At 43.1% G+C, this 26,912-nt stretch carries 23 protein-coding genes; 19 read left to right on the forward strand and 4 right to left on the reverse strand.

Annotation, left to right across the window (positions count from 1 at the left end; genetic code table 11):
* The first annotated feature begins 41 nt into the window (after window positions 1–41).
* The 7 genes from PPIS_RS06100 (at window position 42) to asnB (ending at window position 7,560) form a co-directional block, all read left to right on the forward strand.
* Window positions 42–1,556 carry a leucyl aminopeptidase gene (locus PPIS_RS06100; protein ID WP_010372459.1) on the forward strand — a complete coding sequence of 505 codons (1,515 nt, stop codon included), beginning with the start codon at window positions 42–44 and terminating at the stop codon, window positions 1,554–1,556.
* Window positions 1,557–1,698: 142 nt separating this feature from the next.
* A complete protein-coding gene (gene pxpB / locus PPIS_RS06105) occupies window positions 1,699–2,349 on the forward strand; it encodes a 5-oxoprolinase subunit PxpB (protein WP_010372457.1) in 651 nt (216 codons plus the stop codon).
* Window positions 2,343–3,281, forward strand: a complete 939-nt coding sequence (locus tag PPIS_RS06110) for a 5-oxoprolinase subunit C family protein (RefSeq protein ID WP_010372456.1) — start codon at window positions 2,343–2,345, stop codon at window positions 3,279–3,281. Before pxpB ends, PPIS_RS06110 begins: the two co-directional genes overlap by 7 nt.
* Window positions 3,274–4,032 (forward strand): DUF969 domain-containing protein, encoded by a 759-nt coding sequence (locus PPIS_RS06115; RefSeq protein ID WP_010372454.1) that lies wholly within the window; start codon window positions 3,274–3,276, stop codon window positions 4,030–4,032. Before PPIS_RS06110 ends, PPIS_RS06115 begins: the two co-directional genes overlap by 8 nt.
* Window positions 4,029–5,039, forward strand: coding sequence for a DUF979 domain-containing protein (locus PPIS_RS06120; protein ID WP_010372452.1), 1,011 nt, complete (start codon window positions 4,029–4,031; stop codon window positions 5,037–5,039). The genes PPIS_RS06115 and PPIS_RS06120 overlap by 4 nt, the downstream gene beginning before the upstream one ends.
* A complete protein-coding gene (gene pcp, locus PPIS_RS06125; protein WP_010372450.1) occupies window positions 5,039–5,701 on the forward strand; it encodes a pyroglutamyl-peptidase I in 663 nt (220 codons plus the stop codon). The genes PPIS_RS06120 and pcp overlap by 1 nt, the downstream gene beginning before the upstream one ends.
* 188 nt (window positions 5,702–5,889) lie before the next feature.
* A complete protein-coding gene (gene asnB / locus PPIS_RS06130; protein WP_010372449.1) occupies window positions 5,890–7,560 on the forward strand; it encodes an asparagine synthase B in 1,671 nt (556 codons plus the stop codon).
* A 50-nt stretch (window positions 7,561–7,610) separates the two neighbouring features.
* On the opposite strand, the gene pssA is transcribed toward asnB, so the two are convergent.
* Window positions 7,611–8,936: a CDP-diacylglycerol--serine O-phosphatidyltransferase gene (pssA, locus tag PPIS_RS06135; RefSeq protein WP_010372448.1), complete on the reverse strand. Its 1,326-nt coding sequence runs from the start codon at window positions 8,934–8,936 to the stop codon at window positions 7,611–7,613.
* 286 nt (window positions 8,937–9,222) lie between these two features.
* On the opposite strand from pssA, the gene trxB reads away from it, so the two are divergent.
* The 4 genes from trxB to infA all read left to right on the forward strand — a co-directional run bounded on the left by trxB (window position 9,223) and on the right by infA (window position 12,227).
* Entirely contained in the window at window positions 9,223–10,176 is a 954-nt protein-coding gene (trxB, locus tag PPIS_RS06140) for a thioredoxin-disulfide reductase (RefSeq protein ID WP_010372447.1), read from the forward strand.
* Between the two features lie 89 nt (window positions 10,177–10,265).
* Window positions 10,266–10,982 carry a leucyl/phenylalanyl-tRNA--protein transferase gene (gene aat / locus PPIS_RS06145; RefSeq protein ID WP_010372446.1) on the forward strand — a complete coding sequence of 239 codons (717 nt, stop codon included), beginning with the start codon at window positions 10,266–10,268 and terminating at the stop codon, window positions 10,980–10,982.
* Entirely contained in the window at window positions 10,975–11,706 is a 732-nt protein-coding gene (locus tag PPIS_RS06150; RefSeq protein ID WP_010372445.1) for an arginyltransferase, read from the forward strand. The genes aat and PPIS_RS06150 overlap by 8 nt, the downstream gene beginning before the upstream one ends.
* 302 nt (window positions 11,707–12,008) lie before the next feature.
* Window positions 12,009–12,227, forward strand: a complete 219-nt coding sequence (gene infA, locus PPIS_RS06155; protein WP_002962494.1) for a translation initiation factor IF-1 — start codon at window positions 12,009–12,011, stop codon at window positions 12,225–12,227.
* 2,231 nt (window positions 12,228–14,458) lie between these two features.
* Here infA and clpA read toward each other — a convergent pair.
* Both clpA and clpS read right to left on the reverse strand, forming a co-directional pair.
* Window positions 14,459–16,723 (reverse strand): ATP-dependent Clp protease ATP-binding subunit ClpA, encoded by a 2,265-nt coding sequence (gene clpA, locus PPIS_RS06160; RefSeq protein ID WP_010379299.1) that lies wholly within the window; start codon window positions 16,721–16,723, stop codon window positions 14,459–14,461.
* 28 nt (window positions 16,724–16,751) lie between these two features.
* Entirely contained in the window at window positions 16,752–17,069 is a 318-nt protein-coding gene (clpS, locus tag PPIS_RS06165; protein WP_010379297.1) for an ATP-dependent Clp protease adapter ClpS, read from the reverse strand.
* Window positions 17,070–17,268: 199 nt separating this feature from the next.
* On the opposite strand from clpS, the gene cspD reads away from it, so the two are divergent.
* The 8 genes from cspD (at window position 17,269) to PPIS_RS06205 (ending at window position 26,259) form a co-directional block, all read left to right on the forward strand.
* Entirely contained in the window at window positions 17,269–17,487 is a 219-nt protein-coding gene (cspD, locus tag PPIS_RS06170) for a cold shock domain-containing protein CspD (protein WP_010379294.1), read from the forward strand.
* Window positions 17,488–17,977: 490 nt separating this feature from the next.
* On the forward strand, window positions 17,978–20,197 hold the full coding sequence (locus PPIS_RS06175; protein WP_010379291.1) for an NADP-dependent isocitrate dehydrogenase: 2,220 nt from the start codon (window positions 17,978–17,980) through the stop codon (window positions 20,195–20,197).
* 111 nt (window positions 20,198–20,308) lie between these two features.
* Window positions 20,309–20,977: a pseudouridine synthase gene (locus PPIS_RS06180; RefSeq protein WP_010379290.1), complete on the forward strand. Its 669-nt coding sequence runs from the start codon at window positions 20,309–20,311 to the stop codon at window positions 20,975–20,977.
* 114 nt (window positions 20,978–21,091) lie between these two features.
* Entirely contained in the window at window positions 21,092–22,192 is a 1,101-nt protein-coding gene (gene mnmA / locus PPIS_RS06185; protein WP_010379287.1) for a tRNA 2-thiouridine(34) synthase MnmA, read from the forward strand.
* Window positions 22,192–22,794 (forward strand): high frequency lysogenization protein HflD, encoded by a 603-nt coding sequence (gene hflD / locus PPIS_RS06190; protein ID WP_010379284.1) that lies wholly within the window; start codon window positions 22,192–22,194, stop codon window positions 22,792–22,794. The genes mnmA and hflD overlap by 1 nt, the downstream gene beginning before the upstream one ends.
* Before the next feature lie 227 nt (window positions 22,795–23,021).
* Entirely contained in the window at window positions 23,022–24,392 is a 1,371-nt protein-coding gene (gene purB, locus PPIS_RS06195; protein ID WP_010379282.1) for an adenylosuccinate lyase, read from the forward strand.
* A gap of 87 nt (window positions 24,393–24,479) precedes the next feature.
* Window positions 24,480–25,667 (forward strand): ribosomal protein uL16 3-hydroxylase, encoded by a 1,188-nt coding sequence (locus PPIS_RS06200; protein ID WP_010379280.1) that lies wholly within the window; start codon window positions 24,480–24,482, stop codon window positions 25,665–25,667.
* A 133-nt stretch (window positions 25,668–25,800) separates the two neighbouring features.
* Window positions 25,801–26,259, forward strand: coding sequence for a GNAT family N-acetyltransferase (locus tag PPIS_RS06205; RefSeq protein WP_017219473.1), 459 nt, complete (start codon window positions 25,801–25,803; stop codon window positions 26,257–26,259).
* Here the strand turns inward: PPIS_RS06205 and PPIS_RS06210 are convergent.
* On the reverse strand, window positions 26,243–26,692 hold the full coding sequence (locus PPIS_RS06210; RefSeq protein WP_010379277.1) for a DUF4826 family protein: 450 nt from the start codon (window positions 26,690–26,692) through the stop codon (window positions 26,243–26,245). The genes PPIS_RS06205 and PPIS_RS06210 overlap by 17 nt on opposite strands.
* Window positions 26,693–26,912 lie beyond the last annotated feature (220 nt).

Genomic DNA, 26,912 nt, shown 5'->3' on the forward strand with positions numbered 1-26,912 from the left:
AGGTAAAAACGCCGCAATTTTAGTTATCTGAGGATAAGATTATGTCATTGACTACGCGTTTTTCTGCTTTAGCGCTGGCGGTTGCCAGCATGACTTCTGCAAATGCCGCTGACTTTGAGTTCAATACCAAGCTTGCAGACGCTGATGCACTGGTAATTTTTCAAGCTGGTGAAAGCCAAAGTAGCCTAAAGTTCCTTGATAAAGACACTCACAAACAATTGGAGCGCGCAATTGCAGCGGAAGACTTTAAAGGGGCGTATGGCAAAACAGTTGAAGTACTGGCGCCAATAGACTCTGATTATAAGCGTATCTTCATTGTTGGTTTGGGTAACACAAGCGCACTCGACGCGAGCAAAATGACCAAACTTGGCGGTAATTTACACGCTAAATTTGAAGGTAAGAAGCTGGAGAATGTTGCAGTTGCATTCGAAGACGTTGAGGGAGCGCTCTCAAATGCAGAACTAGCGGCACAATTTGCACACGGTGCAAACCTTCGTGACCACACCTTCGAAGTATACAAAAAAGAACCAAACACTTTTAACGTAAGCTACCACTTCGACGTTGCCGATAAGCAAGCAACACAGGCTCAGTATAAAGCACTACAACACATTCAAGCTGGCGTATTTTTAGCGCGAGACTTAACCTCTGAAGTCGCAACAGAAATGACCCCGGTTGATTTTGCAAAAGCAGCAAAGGAACTTGAACAATATGGCGTTGAAGTAAAAGTATTAGCACCAGGTGAACTTAAAGAGCTCGGCATGGGCGCACTTGAGGGCGTTGGCCGTGGTAGTGAGCACGGCTCTCGTTTAGTTGTTGCACACTATAAAGGTAACAACGAGACACCAATTGCCCTGATCGGTAAAGGAATTACTTTTGATTCTGGTGGTTATAGCATCAAAACCGGCGCGTCGATTGCACGCATGAAATCTGACATGGCGGGCGCGGCTGCCGTGCTTGGTACAGTAAAAGCAATGGCGCTAAGCAAAGCAGACGTAAACGTGGTAGCAGTCATGGGTATGGCAGCAAATATGGTGTCTCAGTATGCAATCGCACCGGGTGATGTGCTACGTACTGCAGAAGGTATTAGCGTAGAAGTTGTCAACACAGATGCTGAAGGCCGTTTGGTACTGTCTGATGCAATGTGGTATGCACGTAAACACTACAGCCCTGAGATTATGATTGATGTTGCGACATTAACTGGCTCTAAAATCCGTGCTGTTGGTAACGAATATTCAGCAATTTTCTCTGAAGATGATAGCTTAATTACAGAATTTACCAACGCAGGTAAGGTTGTGAACGAAAACGTATGGCGTCTACCGCTTGGCTATAAGGACAAACTAAAATCTGACATCGCCGATTTCCAAAACGTAGGTTCAGGTGGTCCTGGTGCAACAACTGCTGCAACTTTCCTACAACAATTTGCAGGTGACACCCGTTGGGTTCATATTGATATTGCAGGTAACGCACTTTCAAGCTCAGCAAAAGACGAAGTACCAACTGGTGGTACAGGTTATGGCGTTCGCCTTCTGAGTCAATGGCTATTAACTGCTAAATAAATCCTTATATTTTAAGCCGTGTTAAAACACGGCTTTTTTGTAACTGCAACACAATGGCAACTAGTAGCAATAACTTCGTTTCAATTGCGAGGTGTGTTATAAGAAATATAACGTTTACCAAAGCAACCAATTGTTATTGTCTATGTCCGATGTGAGTTGTTATCTATTAGGTGAGCAAGCAATTGTTGTAAATACAACATGTTTGCCTGATAGCAAAAGTCCAATTAATCAACGATTATTCGCCCTCAAGAAATGGCTTGATAGTAGCGGTGATTTTATTGATGTGGTGCCTGCCAAGTCTTCCGTTACTGCCTATCTAAAAGACCCCCGTAAAGCCGATGCGTGGCAACACAAAATCCAAGCACATTGGCAAGACCTAGAAATAGCAGAGGTAAAGCCAACACACCATCATATTGAGGTGTTTTATGGCAAAGAATTCGGACAGGATTTTGAACGCATAGCGGACGAATTACAACTGACACCAAAACAGCTTATCGAGCTGCACTCAAGCGTTGATTATCAAGTACAATTTATTGGCTTCTTACCTGGTTTTGCTTACTTATCAGGGTTACCAGCCGCACTTCAATTACCCAGAAAATCCACACCAGTTACCAAGGTCCCCAAAGGCAGTATTGCCATCGCAGACAGCTACAGTGCAATTTACCCGAGCCAATCTCCCGGTGGCTGGCATATACTGGGACAAACCAATGCTACGCTATTTGACCCAAATTCTTCATCAGCAAGCTTGCTGCAACCAGGAGATATCGTGCGTTTTGTGGAGAAATCATGCTAGAAGTTATTAAACCTGGGCCACTTTCAACTATTCAAGACATTGGTCGCCAAGGACTTCGCCACTTAGGAGTAAGTCAAGCTGGTGTCATCGACCCTGTTGCGCTTAAACTTGCAAATACACTCTTGTCAAATGACGACGATACTGCAGCTATCGAAGTGACTATTGGCTTATGCGAGTTTCACTTCCACGCCCCCACTAACTTTGTTATCGCAGGGGCAGATCTCAATGCCGCTTTAAATGATAAATCAGTATATCCTTGCTGGCGCTACAGTGCTAAGGCCGGAGATAAGCTGACATTTAAACAAAACCGCGATGGTTTGCGCGCTTATTTGGTGGTCGAAGGTGGATTTACCAACGTAGACAAGCTTCTTGGGAGTTATTCAACCGATCTCATGGCAGGCTTTGGGGGAATAAGTGGCCGAGCTCTTAAACAAGGGGACAAACTAAGCTACACGCCGAGCACTGCCAAAAGCGCCGTTGGTGGCCTGCAGCCCAGCTATGAAAAACTCATTCACTTTATTCCTGGCCCGCATCTCGAGTTAATTTCCAAACAGACACTGGGTGTATTAAACGACACCATTTGGAAAGTAAATCCCAGCAGTAATCGTATGGGCATTCGCCTAAGCGGCCATAGCAGCCTAGTGCATGCACATAATATTGCAACCCAAGCTGTCCACCCTGGCGTTATTCAGCTGCCCCCCAGTGGCGAGCCCATTATCCTATTGAATGACTGCCAAACCACAGGCGGTTATCCAATTATTGGTACCATCATTCAAGCCGATATGCGCCACTTGAGCCAATTGGGCGCGGGTGATTGTATCCATTTAAAATCAACATCCCTTATAGATGCAGCAAAGGAATCTCACCGAGTACAGGCGCATCTCAATCAGCTAAGGTTAGCGCTTCAAAATAAAGAACAACAAAATGACTGAGCTAAATCTCCTTCCCCTTTCGGGCATTGCCGTGATTGTTATTGGCTTTGCTCTGAGGTTTAATCCCTTATTGGTTGTCACCTCGGCAGGTCTAGTTACTGGTTTTGCCGTTGGAATAGACTTTGTCGACTTAATTGCCACCTTTGGCGAAAAGTTTATGAACTCTCGCCAGCTTGCGAGCTTTTTACTTATCTTACCCGTGATTGCAATTTTAGAGCGTTACGGTTTACAGCAACGCGCTAAAGCTTGGGTTGCGGGCATAAAAGGGGCGACCACTTCTCGAATTTTAAGTATGTATTTTGTGGTCCGTGAGTGCTCCGCTGCGCTGGGGTTAATCAATTTAGCGGGCCAAGCGCAAACCGTTAGACCACTGCTTGCTCCGATGGCGATAGGCGCTGCGGCAAACCAATACGGCGACCTGCCACAAGATGTAAAAGACATGATAGGCGCACATGCTGCCGCCTGCGATAACATTGCCGTCTTCTTTGGCGAGGATATTTTTATCGCCTTTGGTGCTGTACTACTGATGGATGCATTTCTAAAAGAAAACGGCATTGCCGGGATTGAACCGCTACATATCGGACTTTGGGCAATACCAACTGCAATTGCCGCTCTCATTGTTCATCTCTTCCGTTTAGCGCGATTTGAAGCAAAAATCCGGGCAGAAATTGCGCGCTGTCAGCAGCAACAAAGCGAAGAAGAGCAAACACCTAGCAACACAAATTCAGCGCTTAAGGAGGAGTCATTATGAGCTTAATGAACACTTCTGACGCGCAATCTAGCCTACTTTCAATTGACAACATCTATTTATTGATTGGTTTTATCGTGATGTTTCTGGTGGTAAAAACGCTACAAGATAAGGCGCATCCTAAGCGTCTCACTACGGCACTATTTTGGTTTTTATTTGGCACTGTTTTTATCTTTGGCGATGCTTCTATCGCATTGATTGGTGAGCGAAATACATATTTATGGATTGGCATCAACGTGGTGATCATCGCACTGCTTGCAGGTATGAATATGGTTTCCATGGGAAATTACGAAATGCCGTGCGAACGAGCCAAAACAGAAGACGCAAATCGGTTTGGTAATAAATTGTTTGTTCCTGCTGTACTTATTCCAATAGTTACCGTGATCTGTACTATCATCTTAAGTGAGATCCAGCTCGGCGACTTTTATCTATTCGATCAGGATCACGTGACGCTTTCAGCACTGACACTCGCTTGCACCATCGCATTACTGGTGAGTTGGAAAATAACCAAAGGCAGTCCACTACAAGCACTTTCTGAGTCTCGTCGCTTAGTTGATTCAATAGGCTGGGCAGCAATATTGCCACAGATGCTTGCAATGCTTGGTGGTGTATTTATCGTCGCCAACACAGGCACTGCTATCCAAGACTTAGTGACATTATTTATTTCGCCAGATAACCGTTTTATGCTCGTTGTGCTGTATTGTGTTGGCATGGCACTATTTACCATGATTATGGGAAACGCTTTTGCCGCATTTCCAGTAATGACCGCAGGTATTGCACTGCCATTTTTAATCCAAGGGCATGGCGCTGATCCTGCACCGCTCGTCGCAATTGGCATGTATTCGGGTTATTGTGGAACACTGATGACACCGATGGCTGCTAATTTCAACATCGTGCCAGCGGCACTGTTAGATTTAAAAGATAAGTACCAAGTCATTAAAGTGCAAATACCAACCGCTATAACGTTATTGGTGATTAATATTTTTCTTATGTACGGAGTCGTTTTTTAATGTCCAGTTACAGTAAACCTTGTGTCCTCGTTACTGGGTTCACCCCATTTGGTGGTGAGTCCATCAACCCTTCATGGCAATTAGCTCAGCTATTAGAAGGTGAGACCATTGAAGGTCACCTGATCCACACAAAAGAGTTACCTTGTGAATTTGACAAAAGTATTGAGTCTTTAACACAAGCGATAGATAAGTATCACCCAAGCATCGTGATCTGTTTAGGCCAGGCTGGTGGACGCTGTGATATCTCCATCGAACGTATCGCGATTAACGTTAACGATGCCAGAATAGCCGACAACGCGGGAAACCAGCCGATAGATACACCAGTCGTTACACACGGACCCGATGCTTACTTTGCCTCTTTACCAATAAAAAGTATGCTAAGTAGTGCGCTTCAAGCGGGAGTTCCTGCAAGTATTTCTAATACTGCGGGCACTTACGTGTGCAACCATGTGATGTATGGATTACTGCACTATCTTAGTACACATGACTTAGCGTGCCGTGGTGGCTTTGTACATATTCCATACTTGCCCTCCCAAGCGGCGCACCACCCTGGTGCGCCCAGTATGGACATTGACACCCTAGTTAAAGGAATAAAAATCCTATTAACCAGTGCCATTACACAAAAGCAAGATATTAAGCTTGTCGCAGGAACGACACACTAATAAGCAATGCCCCACAATGGTGCAGAATTGCACCATTGCACATCACAAAAAATTCACATTTTCTCTATTTCATTGTGTGACTTATCAAATTATTTTTGGTAGAACTTAAACTATCTCATGGTAGCTATGCTTCCGTGAGCAATAATAATTTGTTGATATTATCAACACATCAATAGGAATGAGGAAATATGTGTTCAATTTTCGGCGTACTTGACATCAAGACCGATCCCCTTGCACTTCGTGAGCAAGCGATCGAAATGTCAAAAAAATTAAGACACCGTGGCCCCGACTGGTCAGGAGTATATTCAAGTGAAAAAGCCATCCTAGTTCATGAGCGTTTGGCAATTGTTGGCGTTTCTAGCGGCGCACAACCATTATTTAACCCTGAAAAAACACATATTTTGGCGGTAAATGGTGAAATTTATAATCATAAAGAGCTTGCAAAAACACTGACCGTTCCATTTGAATTTCAAACAGAATCAGACTGTGAAGTGATCTTGGCGCTATACAAGCAAAAAGGCCCTGAGTTTTTAGATGATCTCAATGGAATTTTTGCATTTTGTTTGTACGATGAAACGGAAGATGCCTTTTTAATTGGTCGTGATCATATCGGTATCATTCCACTTTACACTGGCCGTGATCAAAGCGGTAACCTCTATGTCGCCAGCGAAATGAAGGCGCTCACACCTATTTGTACACAAATTGAAGAGTTTCCTCCTGGCCATTATTGGTATTCAAAAGAAGGGGGTCCAAGAGAGTATTACCAACGCGACTGGCAAGCATTTAGTGCAGTAAAAAACAATGAGGCCAGCCCCGAAGCGGTTAAAAATGGGCTAGAAGCCGCAGTAAAACGCCAATTGATGTGCGATGTGCCGTATGGCGTGTTGTTGTCTGGTGGTCTGGATTCTTCTGTGATTTCCGCCATCACACAAAAGTTTGCAGCAAAGCGTATCGAAGATGATGATGCTTCCGATGCTTGGTGGCCAAAACTTCACTCATTTTCCATTGGCTTGGAAGGTTCACCCGATCTCGCTGCAGCACAAAAAGTAGCGGACAAAATCGGCACAGTTCACCATCCTATTCACTTTACTGTACAACAAGGGATAGATGCTCTGAAAGAAGTGGTCTATCACCTAGAGACCTACGATGTCACAACCATTCGCGCTTCTACTCCTATGTACCTTATGGCACGCTACATTAAAGCAATGGGCATTAAAATGGTGTTATCGGGTGAAGGGGCCGATGAACTATTTGGCGGCTATTTGTATTTCCACAAAGCACCAAACGCTGAGGAGTTTCACAATGAGCTAAACCGAAAGGTCTCGAAACTTCATATGTTTGATTGCTTACGTGCAAATAAGTCGATGGCAGCTTGGGGGGTTGAAGCACGTGTTCCTTTCTTAGATAAGGAATTTGTCGATATTGCTATGCGTACTAACCCAGACTATAAAATGTGTAAAGATGGCCGTATCGAAAAACACATTATCCGCGAGGCGTTTGATGGCTATTTACCCGATGATGTATTGTGGCGCCAAAAAGAACAGTTTTCTGATGGCGTAGGCTATAGCTGGATCGATTCACTGAAAGAATATGTCAGTCAGCAAGTGAGCGATTCGGATCTTGAAAACGCCCATTACCGCTATCCAATCAATACACCGGATAGCAAAGAAGCCTATTATTATCGCACCATTTTTGAGTCGCATTTTCCAGGAGAAGCGGCAGCTAAGTGTGTTCCTCACGGCAAGTCTGTGGCGTGTTCAACACCTGAAGCGCTTGCTTGGGACGAGTCTTTCCAGCGCAATGCCGATCCATCAGGTCGCGCAGCAAGCTCACACAACGAAGCATATAATCAAAAATAAGAATGTAAAAAAGGGACGCTCGTCCCTTTTTAAAATTATCAGTTCTTGCGTTAAATAAAACGCTTGATAATAAAGTCGACTTTCACACGCTTAGCCTGACCAAGGAGTTTTTTCACTGGTGCGGGATAATCCGCCAATGTCTCGAGATCATCGTGGCTCTCGATGCGACGGCAATGTTTTAAGATCTCTTGCTTTTCTAACTCAATTTGAGGCAACAACGCTTTGTCGGGATCTTCTATTAGAATGCCATTTTCAATATCTAACCCCCATGCCCTTGGGTTGAGGTTATGACCACTCATTAAATGCGTATCGCCATCTTTGCTTACCCCCTTCAAGTGAAACGAGTTGTTGCCATCTTGCCACAGATACACATCCAGCAATCCGGCAGTGATGAAGCGGCGTTGCGACTTGATGAATTTATACAAAATGGTTTCGTACAAATAAGGAAGCGCACCAATTCGGCTAAATGGCTGCTCTGGACTGATATAGAAATCATTTGCAGTTTTATCCCCCACCACTATTGTTACCTTTTTACCTGTTTTCAGCAAACGACGTAGCGAGCGAAGTAGAGGAGCCGGAAAATTGAAGTAAGGAGTGTAAAGTACTAACTCTTGTTCTGTGGTATCGAAAAGCGCCTTAATAAGACGATTTAGCTTATTAGTTCTACGACCGAAACCTAAAAATGGACGAACCGTTAGACCTTCCCGACTATTCGCCTTTGAAATATCATAACTGGCCTTTTTCAACTGTTTCATCAGCTGTTTTTGATCAGTACGAATGTCGAGTAAAGTAGGTAGTGGACGGATGTCGAGTCTAGGTACTGCGTCGGACGCTATCAGCACTTGATCGGTAAAGTGGCAAAAGCTATCTGCGAGCTGTGCTTGTTTAATCACAAAATAGCGATCTAGGCGGTATTTTTCATCATGATGCAAGTAGACATTATTTAAACTAGCGCCGCTATAAAGCAGGATGTCGTCAATAACAAAGCCTTTTAAATGCAACACGCCAAAAAGCTCTTTTGCTTTTACCGGCACACCATACACTTCGACTTGAGTGCCCAGCTGCTCTTTTAAATCACAATATAGCTTGGCATTGCCTTCTGACTTTTCAGCACCAATGAGGCCGCGTTGCGCACGGTGAAAATCAACCAACACTTTTACCGTTAAGTCTGGATTTTGCTGTGCAGCCTCGTGCAATGCGTGCAATATCTCGCGACCCGCCTCATCATCTTGAAGATAAAGTGCGGTGATATAAATACGCGTTTTTGCCTGTGAGATCAGTTGTAAAAGCGTCTGATGATATTGCTTAGCATCAGTTAACACCTCACAATCTTGTGCACTTAACCCAAAGCCTGGGGTATTCTGCCAAAATGCCATATATACCTTTTCAATTAGGCTATCAACTCTTGATAGCAAAACAAAATTCTCTAAAACATATCAAAAAAAAAACCTGAGGTCATGAAATACTGCTGTTTTTTGTTAGTACTGGACAAGATTGCTCAATGTGTAGTCTATTTAAAACAAAACAGTACAAATTTTTTGACAACTTGCCAATTTATACCAAATCAGATTACGGTTTTTTATTTACTTCCCTATTGAATTACATAGAATCGAACAAACTTTTGCTTAATAGCATTTTTTAGAATTTAGTTAGGAAAATTACATGAGCGATGCAAAACACTGCAAACTGTTGATTTTAGGTTCGGGTCCTGCGGGCTACACTGCCGCGGTATACGCAGCACGAGCAAATTTAAACCCAGTATTAATCACAGGTATGCAGCAAGGTGGTCAGCTGACTACAACAACTGAAGTCGAGAACTGGCCTGGTGATGCACATGGTTTAACGGGTCCAGCTCTTATGGACCGTATGAAAGAGCATGCAGAGCGCTTTGAAACTGAAATCATTTTCGACCACATCAACAAAGTTGACGTGACGAAGCGTCCTTTCACACTCACTGGCGATCAAGGTACTTATACTTGTGATGCGCTAATCATCGCAACAGGTGCATCAGCAAAATACCTTGGTCTTGAGTCTGAAACAGCGTTCCAAGGCCGTGGCGTATCTGCTTGTGCAACTTGTGATGGATTTTTCTATCGTGGTCAAAAGGTTGCGGTTGTTGGTGGTGGTAATACCGCGGTTGAAGAAGCACTTTACCTATCAAACATCGCTGAAGAAGTACATGTTATTCACCGCCGCGATTCTTTCCGTAGTGAGAAGATTCTTGCCGATCGCCTAATGGATAAAGCAGAGAACGGTAATGTTGTATTACATCTAAATCGTACACTTGATGAAGTGCTAGGTGATGATATGGGTGTTACTGGTATTCGTATCAAAGATACTGATTCAGAAGCGACAGAGCAACTTGATCTTGCTGGTGTTTTCATCGCGATTGGTCACAAACCAAACACAGATATGTTTGAGGGCCAGCTAGAGATGAAAGATGGTTATTTGGTTGTACAGTCGGGCTTAAATGGTAACGCAACACAGACTAGTGTTGAAGGTGTATTTGCAGCAGGTGATGTGTCTGACCACATTTACCGTCAAGCAATTACCTCCGCTGGCACAGGCTGTATGGCGGCACTAGACGCAGAGCGCTTCTTAGATAGCCAAAAATAATAGATAAATGGGTCGGTCTAGACTGACCCTCTTTCCTCCTTGCTTTAATTTGCTATATTGAAATAAATAACAATCTTGTAGTTTGTTCAATGATCCAACAACTGTTCCATCTCGCCCGCGATGACTTTCGTTTTCCACCAAATCACTATGCCTTGTCTGAACCAGATGGACTGCTTGCTATTGGTGGTTGTTTACAAGTAAAACGACTGAAGAACGCGTATGCCAATGGGATCTTTCCTTGGTTTAATGAAGGTGAGCCAATTATGTGGTGGAGCCCAAGCGAGCGCGGCATTTTGGAGCTTCAAGATTTTCACTGTGGTAAAACACTAAGAAAAGCCCAACGTAAACTCAGTCCAACCGTCACTATCAATACCGCCTTTTCACAAGTGATTGAAGCTTGTAGAAATCAACGAATGGCCGCTGAAGGAACTTGGATCACAAATGGGATGTTGGCTGCGTATCAGCAAGCGCACATTCAGGGATTAGCACATAGTGTGGAGATATGGGATCGAGGCAAACTCGTTGGCGGGCTCTATGGCATCATGCAGTCTGGTGTATTTTGTGGTGAATCTATGTTTCACACCTTACCTAATACGTCCAAAATGGCGATGTGGGCTCTGGTAAATTGGCTCAAAGCCCATCAGGCACATTTTATTGATTGCCAACTCGAAAATCCTTATTTAACAAGTTTGGGATTAAAAGTTGTACCAAGGAGCGAGTTTTTGACTAAACTTAAATTGGCGGATCGATTTGAGATCCCATCATCAATGTGGCAGCCTCAGGAGTTGAAAGCTATCTATGAATGAACACTTTCCTTCTAAAATCGGACTGAGCCAACAATTTAGTTGTAGTTATTTACCTGAGCAGAAGGAACAGTTACTGGTTATTCTAGACCCAAATTGTTACAGCCCAGATAGATTTGAACAATTGTTAGCATTAGGGTTTCGCCGCAGTGGAGACCAGATTTATCGTCCACACTGTCCCGCATGCTCAGCTTGTCAATCAGTAAGAGTGTTAACTCAAGAATTTAAACCGAGTAAATCTCAAAAACGCAAACGCAATAAATTAAAGCAAGATTATCAGCTAATTATTAGCCACCAGGAGCGTCCTGAATACTATCCGCTATACGAAAAATATATCAGTCTACGCCACAGCGATGGCTCTATGTACCCACCTAACCGTCTCCAGTACGAAAGCTTCTTATTTTGTCGTTGGATGAACATTATCTTTATCGAGCTATGGCACAAAGATAAGTTAATTGCAGTAGCCGTCACTGATTCAATGCCTTATTCATTGTCTGCTATTTATACCTTTTTCGATCCTGAGTATGAATCACTAAGTATCGGCACTATCATGATCATGGCTCAGCTCGAACAGGCAGCGAAACAGAATAAACCGTACTTGTACTTGGGTTATCAAATCGACGACTGCAAGAAAATGCGTTATAAAACCCAATTTGTTCCAGCACAAAAGCTAGTTAAAGATATTTGGCAAGATATTGATCCGGATGCCTCACAACCTTGTGCTTAGTACCTCTTTCCTGCATACGTTTGCTCAAATGCAGGAATACACCTCCTTTTACACCACAATTATCCAATAGCATGGACAAAAAACATGCGTTACTAGCAGATTTTCCTATGCTAGAATATCACCCTTGCCTATCAACAAGGCTCCAGATTTTGAAATGCGTTAGGAATAGAAGCAAAAAACTTTGGTAAAACTGGCTGAATAAATGACCAAATTAACAAAAAATCAGCTTGTAACTTTACTTATTCCCCGCTTTTGGGCAAAATCTGCATCGTTTAATTTAACCAAGAGGTGATACGCTACACATGGCGAAAGAAGACGTAATTGAAATGCAAGGCACGGTCCTTGACACGCTACCAAACACAATGTTCCGTGTTGAACTAGAAAATGGTCACGTGGTTGTTGCACATATTTCTGGAAAAATGCGCAAAAACTACATCCGTATTTTGACTGGTGACAAAGTTACTGTTGAAATGACGCCTTACGACCTATCAAAGGGACGTATTGTCTTCCGTGCTCGTTAATCTGCGTGTGTAGATTTATACTAAGTTGATGCCGTAAACTCGTTGATACCCAAGCGACTTCAAAATGCTGATGTTACTTAGGTATACCAAGTTCATTCAAGCAATTGGTATACACGAACGACTAGCACTGAGTTTGAGAGACGGTAATACCGCATCAAACTGAGTGATAACAAAAAGCCCAGCTATTCTGGGCTTTTTGTTATTCTAACCCCACCGTTCAAAGGGAGCATCATGGTCTTCCGTGCTCGTTACTCTGCGTGTGTAGATTTATACTAAGTTGATGCCGTAAACTCGTTGATACCCAAGCGACTTCAAAATGCTGATGTTACTTAGGTATACCAAGTTCATTCAAGCAATTGGTATACACGAACGACTAGCACTGAGTTTGAGAGACGGTAATACCGCATCAAACTGAGTGATAACAAAAAGCCCAGCTATTCTGGGCTTTTTGTTATTCTAACCCCACCGTTCAAAGGGAGCATCATGGTCTTCCGTGCTCGTTACTCTGCGTGTGTAGATTTATACTAAGTTGATGCCGTAAACTCGTTGATACCCAAGCGACTTCAAAATGCTGATGTTACTTAGGTATACCAAGTTCATTCAAGCAATTGGTATACACGAACGACTAGCACTGAGTTTGAGAGACGGTAATACCGCATCAAACTGAGTGATAACAAAAAGCCCAGCTATTCTGGGCTTTTTGTTATTCTAACCCCACCGTTCAAAGGGAGCATCATGGTCTTCCGTGCTCGTTACTCTGCGTGTGTAGATTTATACTAAGTTGATGCCGTAAACTCGTTGATACCCAAGCGACTTCAAAATGCTGATGTTACTTAGGTATACCAAGTTCATTCAAGCAATTGGTATACACGAACGACTAGCACTGAGTTTGAGAGACGGTAATACCGCATCAAACTGAGTGATAACAAAAAGCCCAGCTATCGTTTGAAACTTTTTATTCTAACCCCACCGTTCAAAGGGAGCATCATGGTCTTCCGTGCTCGTTACTCTGCGTGTGTAGATTTATACTAAGTTGATGCCGTAAACTCGTTGATACCCAAGCGACTTCAAAATGCTGATGTTACTTAGGTATACCAAGTTCATTCAAGCAATTGGTATACACGAACGACTAGCACTGAGTTTGAGAGACGGTAATACCGCATCAAACTGAGTGATAACAAAAAGCCCAGCTATTCTGGGCTTTTTGTTATTCTAACCCCACCGTTCAAAGGGAGCATCATGGTCTTCCGTGCTCGTTACTCTGCGTGTGTAGATTTATACTAAGTTGATGCCGTAAACTCGTTGATACCCAAGCGACTTCAAAATGCTGATGTTACTTAGGTATACCAAGTTCATTCAAGCAATTGGTATACACGAACGACTAGCACTGAGTTTGAGAGACGGTAATACCGCATCAAACTGAGTGATAACAAAAAGCCCAGCTATTCTGGGCTTTTTGTTATTCTAACCCCACCGTTCAAAGGGAGCATCATGGTCTTCCGTGCTCGTTACTCTGCGTGTGTAGATTTATACTAAGTTGATGCCGTAAACTCGTTGATACCCAAGCGACTTCAAAATGCTGATGTTACTTAGGTATACCAAGTTCATTCAAGCAATTGGTATACACGAACGACTAGCACTGAGTTTGAGAGACGGTAATACCGCATCAAACTGAGTGATAACAAAAAGCCCAGCTATTCTGGGCTTTTTGTTATTCTAACCCCACCGTTCAAAGGGAGCATCATGGTCTTCCGTGCTCGTTACTCTGCGTGTGTAGATTTATACTAAGTTGATGCCGTAAACTCGTTGATACCCAAGCGACTTCAAAATGCTGATGTTACTTAGGTATACCAAGTTCATTCAAGCAATTAGTATACACGAACGACTAACACTGAGTTTGAGAGACGGTAATACCGCATCAAACTGAGTGATAACAAAAAGCCCAGCTATTCTGGGCTTTTTGTTATTCTAACCCCACCGTTCAAAGGGAGCATCATGGTCTTCCGTGCTCGTTACTCTGCGTGTGTAGATTTATACTAAGTTGATGCCGTAAACTCGTTGATACCCAAGCGACTTCAAAATGCTGATGTTACTTAGGTATACCAAGTTCATTCAAGCAATTGGTATACACGAACGACTAGCACTGAGTTTGAGAGACGGTAATACCGCATCAAACTGAGTGATAACAAAAAGCCCAGCGACGCTGGGCTTTTATAAATACCTCAAAGGTTTTATGCTGACACCGCTTCCGTTTGGTAATCAAAGGACAACTTGTTGTCTTTCACCGTAACTTTCACTGTCCCACCATCAGACAAATGACCAAACAAGATTTCATTGGCAAGTGGCTTTTTCAGGTTGTCCTGAATAACCCTCGCCATTGGACGAGCCCCCATTGCCTTGTCGTAACCCAGATCTGACAGCCAATCTCGTGCTTGCGCCGTAAGTTCCAGATTAACCGATTTCTTATCAAGCTGCGCTTGCAATTCAACAATGAATTTATCAACAACTTGCAAGATAACTTCTTTCTCTAGGTGGTTGAACCAAATGATGTTATCCAAGCGGTTTCTAAACTCTGGTGTGAACACCTTATTGATTTCTACCATGGCATCATGAGAGTAGTCTTGCTGCTGGAATCCAATCGATTGACGAACAGTCTCTTGTACACCCGCATTTGTTGTCATCACCAACACAATGTTTCTAAAGTCTGCCTTACGACCATTGTTGTCTGTTAGCGTACCATGATCCATAACCTGCAATAGAATGTTGTAGATGTCTGGGTGCGCTTTCTCTATTTCATCGAGCAACACCACTGCATGAGGATGCTTGATTGCAGCCTCGGTCAACAGACCCCCCTGCTCAAAGCCAACATACCCAGGAGGCGCACCTATTAGGCGGCTAACGGCATGGCGCTCAGAGTACTCAGACATGTCGAAGCGAATAAATTCTATGCCCATACACTTAGCAAGTTGCTTGGTTACTTCGGTTTTACCGACCCCTGTAGGACCAGCAAACAAGAATGAACCTACAGGCTTGTCTTCATTAGCAAGACCGGAGCGTGATAAGCGAATTGCTGATGTTAACGCGTCAATCGACTCATCTTGGCCAAACACCAGCATCTTCAAGTTACGATCAAGATTCTTGAGCGTTTCTTTATCACTAGATGACACGCTTTGCTGTGGAATACGCGCCATTTTAGACACAATCGCTTCAATGTCCGACACATTAATCGTTTTCTTACGTCTTGAAGTTGGTTGTAGCCTTTGACTGGCGCCCGCTTCGTCAATGACATCAATTGCTTTGTCAGGCAAGTGACGCTCATTGATATATTTAGCACTGAGTTCAGCAGCCGCTTTTAACGCTTTTTGCGTGTAACGAATACCATGGTGCTCTTCATAACGCTCTTTCAATCCATGTAAGATCTTAGTGGTATCTTCAACACTTGGTTCAACCACATCAATTTTCTGGAAGCGGCGCACTAACGCTCTGTCTTTCTCAAAAATATTTTTGAATTCAGAGTATGTTGTTGAGCCCATACAGCGAAGTTGTCCACTCGATAACAGTGGCTTAATTAGATTAGACGCATCCATTACACCACCTGAAGCAGCGCCAGCGCCGATAATGGTATGGATTTCGTCAATAAATAATATCGCATGAGGTTTCGATTGAAGTTCTTTTAGTAGCGCTTTAAAGCGCTTCTCAAAGTCACCGCGATATTTTGTACCCGCAAGTAATGCCCCCATATCCAGTGAGTAAACCACTGCATCGGCAATTACATCAGGTACCTGGTTATTGACTATTCGATACGCTAAACCTTCAGCAATCGCAGTTTTACCAACCCCCGCTTCACCAACGAGTAATGGGTTATTTTTCTTACGACGGCACAGTACCTGAACCGTACGCTCAACTTCCTCATCACGACCAACCAGCGGATCAATGCGGCCAGATTCCGCTTGAATATTTAGATTAGAAGTGAAATTTTCCAGCTTGGTTTTCTCTTCCTGTTGCATTTCACCGCTATCGTCTTGCATTTCTTCATGATCTTCTTGCTCGTGATCATCTTCAATCTTAGAGATACCATGACTAATGAAATTAACGATATCCAAGCGGCTCACGTCAGCCTTTTTCAGTAAATAAACAGCCTGGCTTTCTTGCTCAGAAAAAATAGCAACAAGTACATTTACTCCAGTCACTTCTGAGCGACCAGAAGATTGAACATGGAATACAGCGCGTTGTAGCACACGTTGAAAACCAAGTGTTGGTTGTGTTTCTCTGTCTTCCTCTAAATCTGGAATAACAGGCGTAGTTTCATCAATAAACTCTGATAACTCGCGCTTCAAGGTATCCATATCGACACCACAGGCATCTAGCGCCTCACTAGCAGAAGGGTTATCGATCAATGCAAGTAATAAATGCTCAACCGTCATAAATTCGTGACGGCGAGAACGAGCCTCGCGAAACGCGGCATTAAGAGTAAGTTCTAAGTCTTTGTTTAGCATTGGCAACCCCCAACAAGAAATTTATAGGTCATTCCTGCTCACAACTACAGAGCAGCGGGTGCTCGTTGTCACGAGCATATCGGTTTACCTGCTCAGCCTTAGTATGGGCTATGTCAGCAGGGTATACTCCACATACCGCTTTTCCCTTGTGATGCACTTCAAGCATCACCTCAGTTGCTCTCTCGCTATCCATATTGAAGAATGTCGTCAATACCTCGACAACAAAATCCATGGGCGTGTAATCATCATTATTCAAAATCACTTTATATTTTCGCGGCGGTTGAAGCTGCTGCTTCTGTTCCTCGCGAACGGCGTCCAATACACCAGAATCTTTTGTCCCACTCATAATAAATATAGTCTTGTCTTATATACTCAAGCAAATAGATTTGAGAAATAAATAAAATGTTAAAAAAAAGAGCAAAAAACTTGACTGCTTGCTCATATAAACTACAGTCTTACATGACTGTCTAATCTATGGGCAGTTTAGCAAAATTAAAAGAGTAGATTAACTTTAATTTAGTCAACTTATAGAAGGATGTAGAAGTATGGCTTGCGGAAAAGTCAAATGGTTCAATAACGCCAAAGGGTTTGGTTTCATCGTAGAAGACGGCAGTGACGAAGATATCTTTGCTCATTACTCAACGATTGTAATGGATGGATACAAGACGCTTAAAGCTGGTCAGGATGTATCATTCGAGCTACAACAAGGGCCCAAGGGTCTACACGCAACTAACATTGCTCCAATTACGGAAGATGTTGTTTAAGTGTTAAGTAGTTTTTGGCTAAAGCGGGTTACATGAGTGCTCGCTTATTCCTCTCTTTGAATCGCTCCTCCAAATCTAAAAGAAATTTTCAGCCTTTTCTTGTCTCGTTTGTTATAACTTTTCACTTTTACACTTTAAATTTAAAAATTAGCCCCCATATGCAAACACTGTTAGACTAAAGCACGCTTGCAAAGTCAATTTCAGGTTGGTTAGATATTGCTACTTGATGCATTTCAATGCTGAATGAAAACCAGTTATTGTAATAAGCCAAAAGTATAAATACCTAACAAACTTGCTAATGCTGCGCTACCTAGACATCGATTCTAATGAGCATTGTCGAGGTTTTTTTGCATCTTTCACTAATCGCTTAGTGAACTGGTCCAGTTTAAACCAGCTACAACAACACGTTGTTGAGTGTGAAAATTGCGTCGCTTAGTCCTATTAGCAATTGTTGAACGGCGTAACAGCCCACAACTATCTAGGAATGATGATGACATCGAAAATTATCTATACCAAAACAGATGAAGCCCCGGCTCTCGCAACATACTCGCTATTGCCAATCATCCAAGCATTCACTAAGCCTGCAAATATCGAAGTTGAAACTCGCGATATTTCACTTGCAGGACGTATTATTGCGACTTTCCCTGAGTACTTAAAAGAAGAACAACGTATTGGTGATGCACTCGCTGAGCTAGGTGCCCTTGCTAAAACGCCTGAAGCTAACATCATCAAGTTACCTAATATCAGTGCTTCAATTCCACAACTTCGTGCAGCGATTAAAGAATTGCAAGCTAAAGGTTACGCGCTCCCAGAGTATCCTTCTGAAGCCAAAACAGACGAAGAAGCAGGTGTTAAAGCACGTTATGACAAAATCAAAGGTAGTGCAGTAAACCCAGTACTTCGTGAAGGTAACTCAGACCGCCGTGCTCCAACTTCAGTCAAAGGCTACGCTCGTAAAAACCCGCATTCAATGGGTGCTTGGTCGAAAGACTCACAGTCTTATGTTGCATCAATGGCTGACGGTGACTTCTTCGGTTCTGAACAATCGGTAACGGTTGCTGAAGCGACTGATGTTCGTATTGAACACGTAACGAGCAATGGTGACATCACCGTACTTAAACAAAGCACGCCACTACTTGCAGGTGAAATCATTGACGCCTCTCGTATGAGTGTACAGGCACTACGTGAATTCTTAGCAGCACAAGTACAAGAAGCAAAAGATAAAGGCGTTCTATTCTCGCTACACATGAAAGCAACCATGATGAAGGTGTCAGATCCAATCATCTTTGGTCACGCTGTAAAAGTATTCTACAAAGACGTATTCGAGAAACATGCAGCGACATTTGCTGAAATCGGTGTTGATGCAAGCAACGGTGTTGGCGACGTGTACTCAAAAATTGAGTCGTTGGACGACGCGAAGCGCAAAGAAATCGAAGCTGACCTTGCAGCAGTTTACGAGACAGCACCTGATATCGCGATGGTAGACTCAGACCGTGGTATTACAAACCTGCATGTACCTAGTGACGTGATCATCGATGCATCAATGCCTGCAGCAATTCGTTCAAGCGGCCAGATGTGGAATGCTGAAGGTAAACAACAAGATACTGCTTTTGTGATCCCAGATCGTTGTTACTCAGGTGTGTACGGCGCAACTATCGATTTCTGTAAAGAAAATAGTGCATTTGACCCACGTACTATGGGTACAATTCCTAACGTCGGTCTAATGGCACAAAAAGCGGAAGAGTACGGTTCACACGACAAAACGTTTGAAGCGCCATCAGCTGGCACAATCCGCGTTGTTGATGCTGCGGGCAACACTTTACTTGAGCATACCGTTGCTGAGGGCGACATCTGGCGTATGTGTCAGGTGAAAGATGCACCGATCAAAGACTGGGTAAAGCTAGCGGTTAACCGTGCTCGCGCAACGAATACACCTGCCGTTTTCTGGTTAGACGAAGCCTGTGCTCACGACGCTGAACTTATCAAAAAGGTAAACGCATATTTGCCTGAGCATGACACTGATGGCCTTGAAATCCTAATCAAAGCACCAGTGGATGCAACACTATACTCTCTAGAGCGCATGAAAAAAGGCGAAGATACTATTTCAGTAACGGGTAACGTATTACGTGATTACCTAACTGACCTATTCCCAATTTTAGAGCTTGGAACGAGTGCGAAAATGCTATCTATCGTTCCACTAATGAATGGCGGTGGCTTATTTGAAACTGGTGCGGGTGGTTCTGCGCCTAAACATGTACAACAGTTCGAAAAAGAAAACCACTTGCGTTGGGACTCGCTAGGCGAATTCCTTGCACTTGCTGCTTCTTTTGAGCATTTGAGCCAAACAACGGGTAATGCTAAGGCACAAGTACTTGCAGATACATTAGATGCAGCAACGGCTAAATTCTTAGATGAAAATAAGTCACCTTCACGTAAAGTGAAAGAGCTTGATAACCGTGGTAGCCATTTCTACCTTGCAATGTACTGGGCTCAAGAGCTTGCTGCACAAGACAAAGATGCAGAGCTTAAAGCTAAGTTTGAAAATGTTGCTGCGGAACTAACAGCAAAAGAAGCTGATATTGTTGCTGCACTGAATGAAGCACAAGGTCAAGCAATGGATGTTGGTGGTTATTACCAGCCAGAAGACGACAAAGCGTTCGCAGCTATGCGTCCTTCAGCGGTATTTAACGACGTACTAGCGTCACTGTAATCTTCGGATAACAGTCAAAAGGCGGCCCAAGGGTCGCTTTTTTGCTTTCAGGCGACACTCGTGAGCAATTGCGCTAAAATACCGTTTTTCGTGAACCTTAGGAATGTGGCAATGAGCACAAGTAGTAGAGCCAACACAAATAACAAAAGAAAATCACATGCTAATAAGCCCGCATTCTCTAGATACAACACAACACGGAAAAAGCCAATAACTAACCGGCAATCAAAACCCGCCCTACCGCCAGAGCAAGTAAAAGTCGTTCTATTCAATAAGCCTTTTGATGTTTTGTGTCAGTTTACTGATGATCAAAATCGTCAAACATTGGCTGATTTTATTGATATCAAAGATGTGTATGCAGCAGGTCGCTTGGATAGAGATAGTGAGGGGCTATTGCTACTTACCAACTGCGGTAAATTACAAAACACCCTGACTTCTCCTAAAAAATCGACATATAAAACCTACTGGGTTCAGGTCGAAGGAGAGCCAAGTAGCGAAAGCCTAAATGCGCTTAGAAACGGTGTAGCACTAAAAGATGGTCCAACTCTACCTGCCAAAGTAGAAGTAATAACTGAGCCTAATGTTTGGCCACGTAACCCGCCGATTAGAGAACGAAAAAATATCCCGACAACCTGGCTTGCTATTTCCATCAAAGAAGGACGTAATAGACAAGTTCGTCGCATGACGGCGCATATTGGTCATCCCACGCTTAGACTGATTCGCGCACAAATAGGCAAATATAGTCTGGGCGATCTTAAAAACGGTGAATATCGAGTGCTTTAGCATTTCCTACTAGGACTTTTCTCCTGCGCTTGAACACCTCACGGACGTGCAATTTAAAGAGATTTGAGTATAATAAGCGCTTTCTATCTGAGCATTAAGATTAATAGCGAAATTATGAGCGATAATAGTCACATTAAAGTCATTGTCGGAATGTCCGGCGGTGTAGATTCTTCTGTATCTGCCTACCTTTTAAAACAACAAGGCTACCAAGTAGAAGGCCTGTTTATGAAGAACTGGGAAGAAGATGACAATGATGAGTATTGTGCAGCAGCTGAAGATCTAAAAGATGCTCAGGCAGTGTGTGATAAGTTAGGTATTGAGCTACACACCGTAAACTTTGCTGCTGAATACTGGGACAATGTGTTTGAGCACTTCCTTGAAGAATACAAGGCTGGTCGTACACCAAACCCAGACATCATGTGCAACAAAGAAATCAAATTTAAAGCCTTTTTACAGTTTGCAGCAGAAGCATTGGGTGCGGACTATATCGCAACGGGCCACTATGTTCGTCGCGCAGAGCGTGACGGTAAATTCGTTATGCTTCGTGGAGATGACGAGAACAAAGATCAAAGCTACTTCCTTTACACATTAAGCCATGAACATATTGCGCAAACACTCTTCCCTGTTGGTGAAATTGAAAAGCCAGAAGTGCGTAAAATTGCAGAAGATCAAGGCCTAATCACGCACGATAAAAAAGATTCAACCGGGATCTGCTTTATCGGTGAGCGCAAATTTAAAGACTTCCTTGCCAAATTTTTACCCGCGCAGCCTGGTGTGATTGAAGATTGTGAAGGTAATCATGTTGGTGAACATGAAGGCCTGATGTACCACACGCTAGGTCAACGTAAGGGTCTATTAATTGGTGGTTCTAAAGAAGGCAACGGCGAACCTTGGTATGTGGTAGATAAAGATATCGAACGTAATGTACTGGTTGTTGGTCAAGGTAAAAACCACCCTCGCCTGTTCAGCAACGGTTTAAACGCAAATCAGCTACATTGGGTTGACCGCGTAGGTCCACAAGGTACAACTCGCTGCACGGTAAAAACACGTTATCGCCAAACCGACATCCCTTGTACGTTATTAGTTGGCCAAGATGGCATGGCACGTGTGTTATTCGATGAGCCACAAAAAGCCGTAACTCCCGGACAATCTGCGGTATTCTACGCAAATGACGTGTGCCTTGGCGGCGGTATTATTGAGTCGGTGATTAAATAATGCAAAACCAATACGTAATGCCTCTGGCGGCAATGTGTCAGATCAGTAAACTGGTACAAAAATGTGCGCGTTACGGCACCTTCAATGAAAACGAAGTTGAGGGCTTTTTAAAAAGCATTATTAATACTTCTCCTGAACGCCCTGAGGACGTTTACCCAGACAAATTTGCCATCAAAACAGGCTGTCGAACGCTAATCGAGCAGCTTTCGGCTGGCGGCGAAAAAGACGTTGAAATGGTTAAGTATGTTGGCGCTATGATGCAATTAGAGCGAGTGCTAAGTAACGATAGCAAATCTCTTGATTTATTAGCACAAAAAATTCAGCAAGTTGAGCGCCAGTTATTACACTTTGATATCTGTGAAAGCCAAGTTGTTGCAGCACTTGCCGACATTTACGGTCAAGTAATAAGCCCTCTTGGCCCTAAGATCCAAGTATTCGGTAAGCCTGAGTTATTAAAACAAACAGCAACACAACAAAAAATTCGGGCGCTATTACTTGCGGGGATCCGTAGTGCAGTACTGTGGCGCCAGCTCGGTGGTAAACGTCGTCATTTCTTTTTTGCGAAAAAGAAAATCATTACTGCTGCAAAGAGTTATATATAATATCAATTTGTCTTAATACTTGCTCAATTTGAAGGAGCAGATCTGACGCTAACAGCGTTAAAAATTTCTTATTTAGAACAACTAAATAGCAAAATTTTTGCCTTGTTATCGACTAGATTTTCTCGCCTCAAAATAGACCATTTAATTAATCAAGTTGGTATAAAATTCGTAGTGGTTCTTAAACCACTATCTAAGTATCGTTCAAAAACAAATAGTTAGGAGTTATTATGGAGCTTTCAGCGTTAACCGCTATCTCTCCTGTGGATGGTCGCTACGGTAGCAAGACCAAAGAACTGAGAAGCATCTTCAGTGAATTTGGCTTGATCAAATACCGCGTCATCGTAGAAGTTCGTTGGCTACAAGCGCTAGCGAGCAGCGACGCCATTAAAGAAGTACCCGCTTTCAGCGATAAAGCCAATGCACTTCTTGATAGCATCGTTGAAAACTTCAGCGAAGCAGACGCAGCACGCGTAAAAGAGATTGAGCGCACCACTAACCACGACGTTAAAGCTGTAGAATACCTTCTTAAAGAAAAAGTCGCTGACAATGCCGAGCTAAATGCAGTCAATGAATTTATTCATTTCGCATGTACATCTGAGGACATCAATAACCTTTCTCATGGCCTAATGTTAACTGAAGCGCGTGACACAGTCTTACTGCCATACTGTGATGAGCTACTGAGCGCAATCAAAGACAAAGCGGTTGAGTATAAGTCAATTCCAATGATGACTCGTACACACGGCCAACCTGCTTCACCATCAACCATGGGTAAAGAGTTTGCAAACGTGTATGTTCGTCTGCAACGTCAACGTCAGCAAATCGCTAACGTACAAATGCTTGGTAAAATCAATGGTGCCGTTGGTAACTATAATGCTCACCTCAGCGCTTACCCAGATTACGATTGGCATGCACACAGTGAACGCTTTGTATCAAGTCTTGGTTTAACTTGGAATCCGTTCACAACGCAAATCGAACCGCATGACTATATCGCTGAGCTATTCGATGCGATTGCACGCTTCAATACTATCTTAATTGACTTTGACCGTGACGTTTGGGGTTATATCGCGCTAAACCACTTCAAGCAAAAAACCATTGCTGGTGAGATTGGTTCTTCAACAATGCCTCATAAAGTTAACCCTATCGACTTTGAAAACTCTGAAGGTAACCTTGGCATTGCTAACGCTATCTTTGCGCATCTTGCACAAAAGCTACCTGTTTCGCGCTGGCAACGTGACCTAACTGACTCAACAGTTTTACGTAACTTAGGTGTTGGTATGGGTTATGCGCTTATCGCGTATCAAGCAACGCTTAAAGGTGTCAGCAAGTTAGAAGTTAATGCTGAGCGTTTACTTGCTGAGCTTGATGATAACTGGGAACTACTAGCAGAGCCAATCCAAACGGTAATGCGTAAGTACGGTATCGAAAAGCCATATGAAAAGCTAAAAGATCTTACTCGTGGTAAACGCGTAAACAAAGAAATCATGGCTGACTTCATCGATAACTTAGACTTGCCTAATGAAGTAAAAGCACAGATGAAAGAAATGACGCCAGCAAACTATATTGGTCGTGCTGAAGCGTTCATTGACGAACTAAACTAAGTATAAAGCGACACTAGTTTTTTACTACTTGGTATAGAATAAGCGAAAGAGTCCACTCTTTCGCTTTTTTATTACTGGAATTTCCCAATGTATCAACTGCAAATTAATGACCTTACCTTCGAACAATTTCTTGCCCAGTATTGGCAGAAGAAGCCACTACTCATCAAGCAAGGATTCCAAGATTTTGAAGACCCAATTGAGCCTGAAGAACTTGCCGGCCTTGCAACTGAAGACTGCATAGAGTCTCGAATTGTTACTAATCACAATGATAACTGGGAAGCCCATCACGGCCCTTTTGAACAATTTGATTTACTCACTGATAGCAACAGTACTCTATTGGTCCAAGCTGTTGATCACTGGCACCCACAAGCCGCAGAGCTAATAGAAGCATTTCGATTTATACCAAATTGGCGCATAGACGACTTGATGATTAGCTTTTCGACGCCTGGTGGTGGCGTTGGTCCGCACTTAGACCAATATGATGTTTTTATAATTCAAGGACAAGGTAAACGTCACTGGCGAGTTGGCGAACGGGACAACAGCCTAAAGCAATTTGCGCGCAACAAGAGTCTATTACAAGTAGGGCAATTCGACGCAGTCATTGATGCAGTCCTTGAACCGGGTGATATCTTATATATTCCACCAGCTTGTCCTCACGAAGGTTACGCAGTTGAGGATGCTTTAAACTACTCAGTTGGCTTTAGAGCACCTGATCAAAAAGACTTGCTTTCAAGCTTTGCTGATCACGTAATTGATATGGAAGCTGGCAAACGCCGTTTTAGCGATCCAGAATTGCAACTCAGAGCGTCTATTGGCGAAGTTACCTGCAGCGACCAACAACAGATAAAGTCTCTGCTCAATGCTTTACTTGAAGATAAGGCACTATACAGTCAATGGCTTGGAAAAACACTCAGCGAACCAAAACATGAGATGGACCTCGCGCCATTAGACCCCATAATTGATCCTCAGGAGCTTCTCGAGATCGCCAAAGATAACCCGTTGGTTTATCGCGCTGGAGGAGTACGTGCTATTTACCAAATCTGTGACGATCATATTTTGTTCAGTGTTAATGGTGAAAACTATGAATTAGACCATCATTGTTTAGATGCCGTAAAACAGCTAAGCGATCATGTTGTGTTTGAGTTTAATGCAATAATTCCTGCATTAAATAGTTTGGAATTTAAACAAACGTTAACTAAACTGATTAATGATGGGACCTACTTCGTTGAAGACAGTGATCCAGCCGATACTGACTTCGATGAGGGCTGGGAGTAGAGCCTGTTAGAACAAGATAGCCGCGTTCACAAAAACAACAATATGCCGCGAAACCCTTGATCTTCGAGGTTTTCGCAAGCTCTAGCTTGTCGCTAAACAGGGAATGCAGGTGCAATCTGTAGATGGGGGCAGTATGAGTTATAGGATCAGTAGAGTAACTTGGCAAACCAAAAAATTGGAGCTCAAAGCGATACGCGAGCGCGTGTTTGTGTATGAACTTCACATTCCTAAAGAAGTTGAGTTTGATCAGCAGGATATCACTGCTGAGCACTTAATCATTATTGACGAACTCGATGGGCCAGTTGGCACAGGGCGACTGTGCGAAGATGGGTTATTAAGCCGCATTGCCATATTCAAATCTCATCGAAATCGAGATGCCTACGCGTCGTTGATTGGGGGGCTTGTTGACTTGGCAAAAGATAAAGGCTTTGAAGATGTTTTTATCCAATGCATTTTGGATGAAGTGCCCGAATTTTTACAATCGGGGTTTTCCACGCATGGGCACGTATTTATGGAAGCTGGCATTCCAAGACAGCGCTTGAAATGCCCTATCCAATCACTCAAGATGGAACCATTTACGATGCTTCATTAGCCCAAAGTTCATCTTTAGCGAAAAGGTCATATAGACCGTGAGCTCGGTTTACTAGTAGATTAGCAAACTGGGCTTGTGTTTTTTCTACTGGCTTTGCAGACATAATTTCTTCCGCTTTCATCTGCCAATGGAATGAAAAATAGCGCAATGCTTCACGTGCTGTAGCAGCTGCTGATCCCTCAATATGATCCGTCGGTAGATTACCTGTGATCACCCAATACTTTTTGCCGTTTTGACCTTTGATTTTCCAAAGCGCAACCAATGGCTCAATATAACGACATTCTTTTTCAATAATACTCTGCGGTAACACCCCTTTATCCGCGAGATGTTTTTGTGCAGCTTGCACACAGCTACGCTGCCATTGTATTGATCGTTGCTGTTGTTGTTCTGGTGTTAACGTCTCTTGCTGCGGTTGGTTTTGTTCTTCACTCATTGATCACCCTTTTATTCTTTTTAGATTACCGAATAGCATTTTACTTTATCGTTATTTACGCGGTGCGTTTCATAACAAATTATTCAGCAAATCTGTTTTGATTCTTATACACCAAGCACTCAAACGCTTGCGAAGTTACCTGATACTAAGCTTTTGCAGTCATAACGGCAATACGAACAAAGGAATTTTGAGTTTATATGATTAATTACTGAGCTGTAAG

The organism is Pseudoalteromonas piscicida, from assembly GCF_000238315.3.
GTDB lineage: Bacteria > Pseudomonadota > Gammaproteobacteria > Enterobacterales > Alteromonadaceae > Pseudoalteromonas > Pseudoalteromonas piscicida.

What these genes read in the sequence shown, in the direction of transcription:
- PPIS_RS06150 (WP_010372445.1), top strand. Translation starts at nt 10,975, where the DNA reads ATGAATGAACACTTTCCTTCTAAAATCGGACTGAGCCAACAATTTAGT.
- PPIS_RS06110 (WP_010372456.1), top strand. Translation starts at nt 2,343, where the DNA reads ATGCTAGAAGTTATTAAACCTGGGCCACTTTCAACTATTCAAGACATT.
- PPIS_RS06115 (WP_010372454.1), top strand. Translation starts at nt 3,274, where the DNA reads ATGACTGAGCTAAATCTCCTTCCCCTTTCGGGCATTGCCGTGATTGTT.
- PPIS_RS06100 (WP_010372459.1), top strand. Translation starts at nt 42, where the DNA reads ATGTCATTGACTACGCGTTTTTCTGCTTTAGCGCTGGCGGTTGCCAGC.
- PPIS_RS06205 (WP_017219473.1), top strand. Translation starts at nt 25,801, where the DNA reads ATGAGTTATAGGATCAGTAGAGTAACTTGGCAAACCAAAAAATTGGAG.
- PPIS_RS06175 (WP_010379291.1), top strand. Translation starts at nt 17,978, where the DNA reads ATGACATCGAAAATTATCTATACCAAAACAGATGAAGCCCCGGCTCTC.
- pxpB (WP_010372457.1), top strand. Translation starts at nt 1,699, where the DNA reads ATGTCCGATGTGAGTTGTTATCTATTAGGTGAGCAAGCAATTGTTGTA.
- hflD (WP_010379284.1), top strand. Translation starts at nt 22,192, where the DNA reads ATGCAAAACCAATACGTAATGCCTCTGGCGGCAATGTGTCAGATCAGT.
- PPIS_RS06120 (WP_010372452.1), top strand. Translation starts at nt 4,029, where the DNA reads ATGAGCTTAATGAACACTTCTGACGCGCAATCTAGCCTACTTTCAATT.
- purB (WP_010379282.1), top strand. Translation starts at nt 23,022, where the DNA reads ATGGAGCTTTCAGCGTTAACCGCTATCTCTCCTGTGGATGGTCGCTAC.
- PPIS_RS06210 (WP_010379277.1), bottom strand. Translation starts at nt 26,692, where the DNA reads ATGAGTGAAGAACAAAACCAACCGCAGCAAGAGACGTTAACACCAGAA.
- pcp (WP_010372450.1), top strand. Translation starts at nt 5,039, where the DNA reads ATGTCCAGTTACAGTAAACCTTGTGTCCTCGTTACTGGGTTCACCCCA.
- mnmA (WP_010379287.1), top strand. Translation starts at nt 21,092, where the DNA reads ATGAGCGATAATAGTCACATTAAAGTCATTGTCGGAATGTCCGGCGGT.
- cspD (WP_010379294.1), top strand. Translation starts at nt 17,269, where the DNA reads ATGGCTTGCGGAAAAGTCAAATGGTTCAATAACGCCAAAGGGTTTGGT.
- PPIS_RS06200 (WP_010379280.1), top strand. Translation starts at nt 24,480, where the DNA reads ATGTATCAACTGCAAATTAATGACCTTACCTTCGAACAATTTCTTGCC.
- PPIS_RS06180 (WP_010379290.1), top strand. Translation starts at nt 20,309, where the DNA reads ATGAGCACAAGTAGTAGAGCCAACACAAATAACAAAAGAAAATCACAT.
- infA (WP_002962494.1), top strand. Translation starts at nt 12,009, where the DNA reads ATGGCGAAAGAAGACGTAATTGAAATGCAAGGCACGGTCCTTGACACG.
- aat (WP_010372446.1), top strand. Translation starts at nt 10,266, where the DNA reads ATGATCCAACAACTGTTCCATCTCGCCCGCGATGACTTTCGTTTTCCA.
- trxB (WP_010372447.1), top strand. Translation starts at nt 9,223, where the DNA reads ATGAGCGATGCAAAACACTGCAAACTGTTGATTTTAGGTTCGGGTCCT.
- clpS (WP_010379297.1), bottom strand. Translation starts at nt 17,069, where the DNA reads ATGAGTGGGACAAAAGATTCTGGTGTATTGGACGCCGTTCGCGAGGAA.
- asnB (WP_010372449.1), top strand. Translation starts at nt 5,890, where the DNA reads ATGTGTTCAATTTTCGGCGTACTTGACATCAAGACCGATCCCCTTGCA.
- clpA (WP_010379299.1), bottom strand. Translation starts at nt 16,723, where the DNA reads ATGCTAAACAAAGACTTAGAACTTACTCTTAATGCCGCGTTTCGCGAG.
- pssA (WP_010372448.1), bottom strand. Translation starts at nt 8,936, where the DNA reads ATGGCATTTTGGCAGAATACCCCAGGCTTTGGGTTAAGTGCACAAGAT.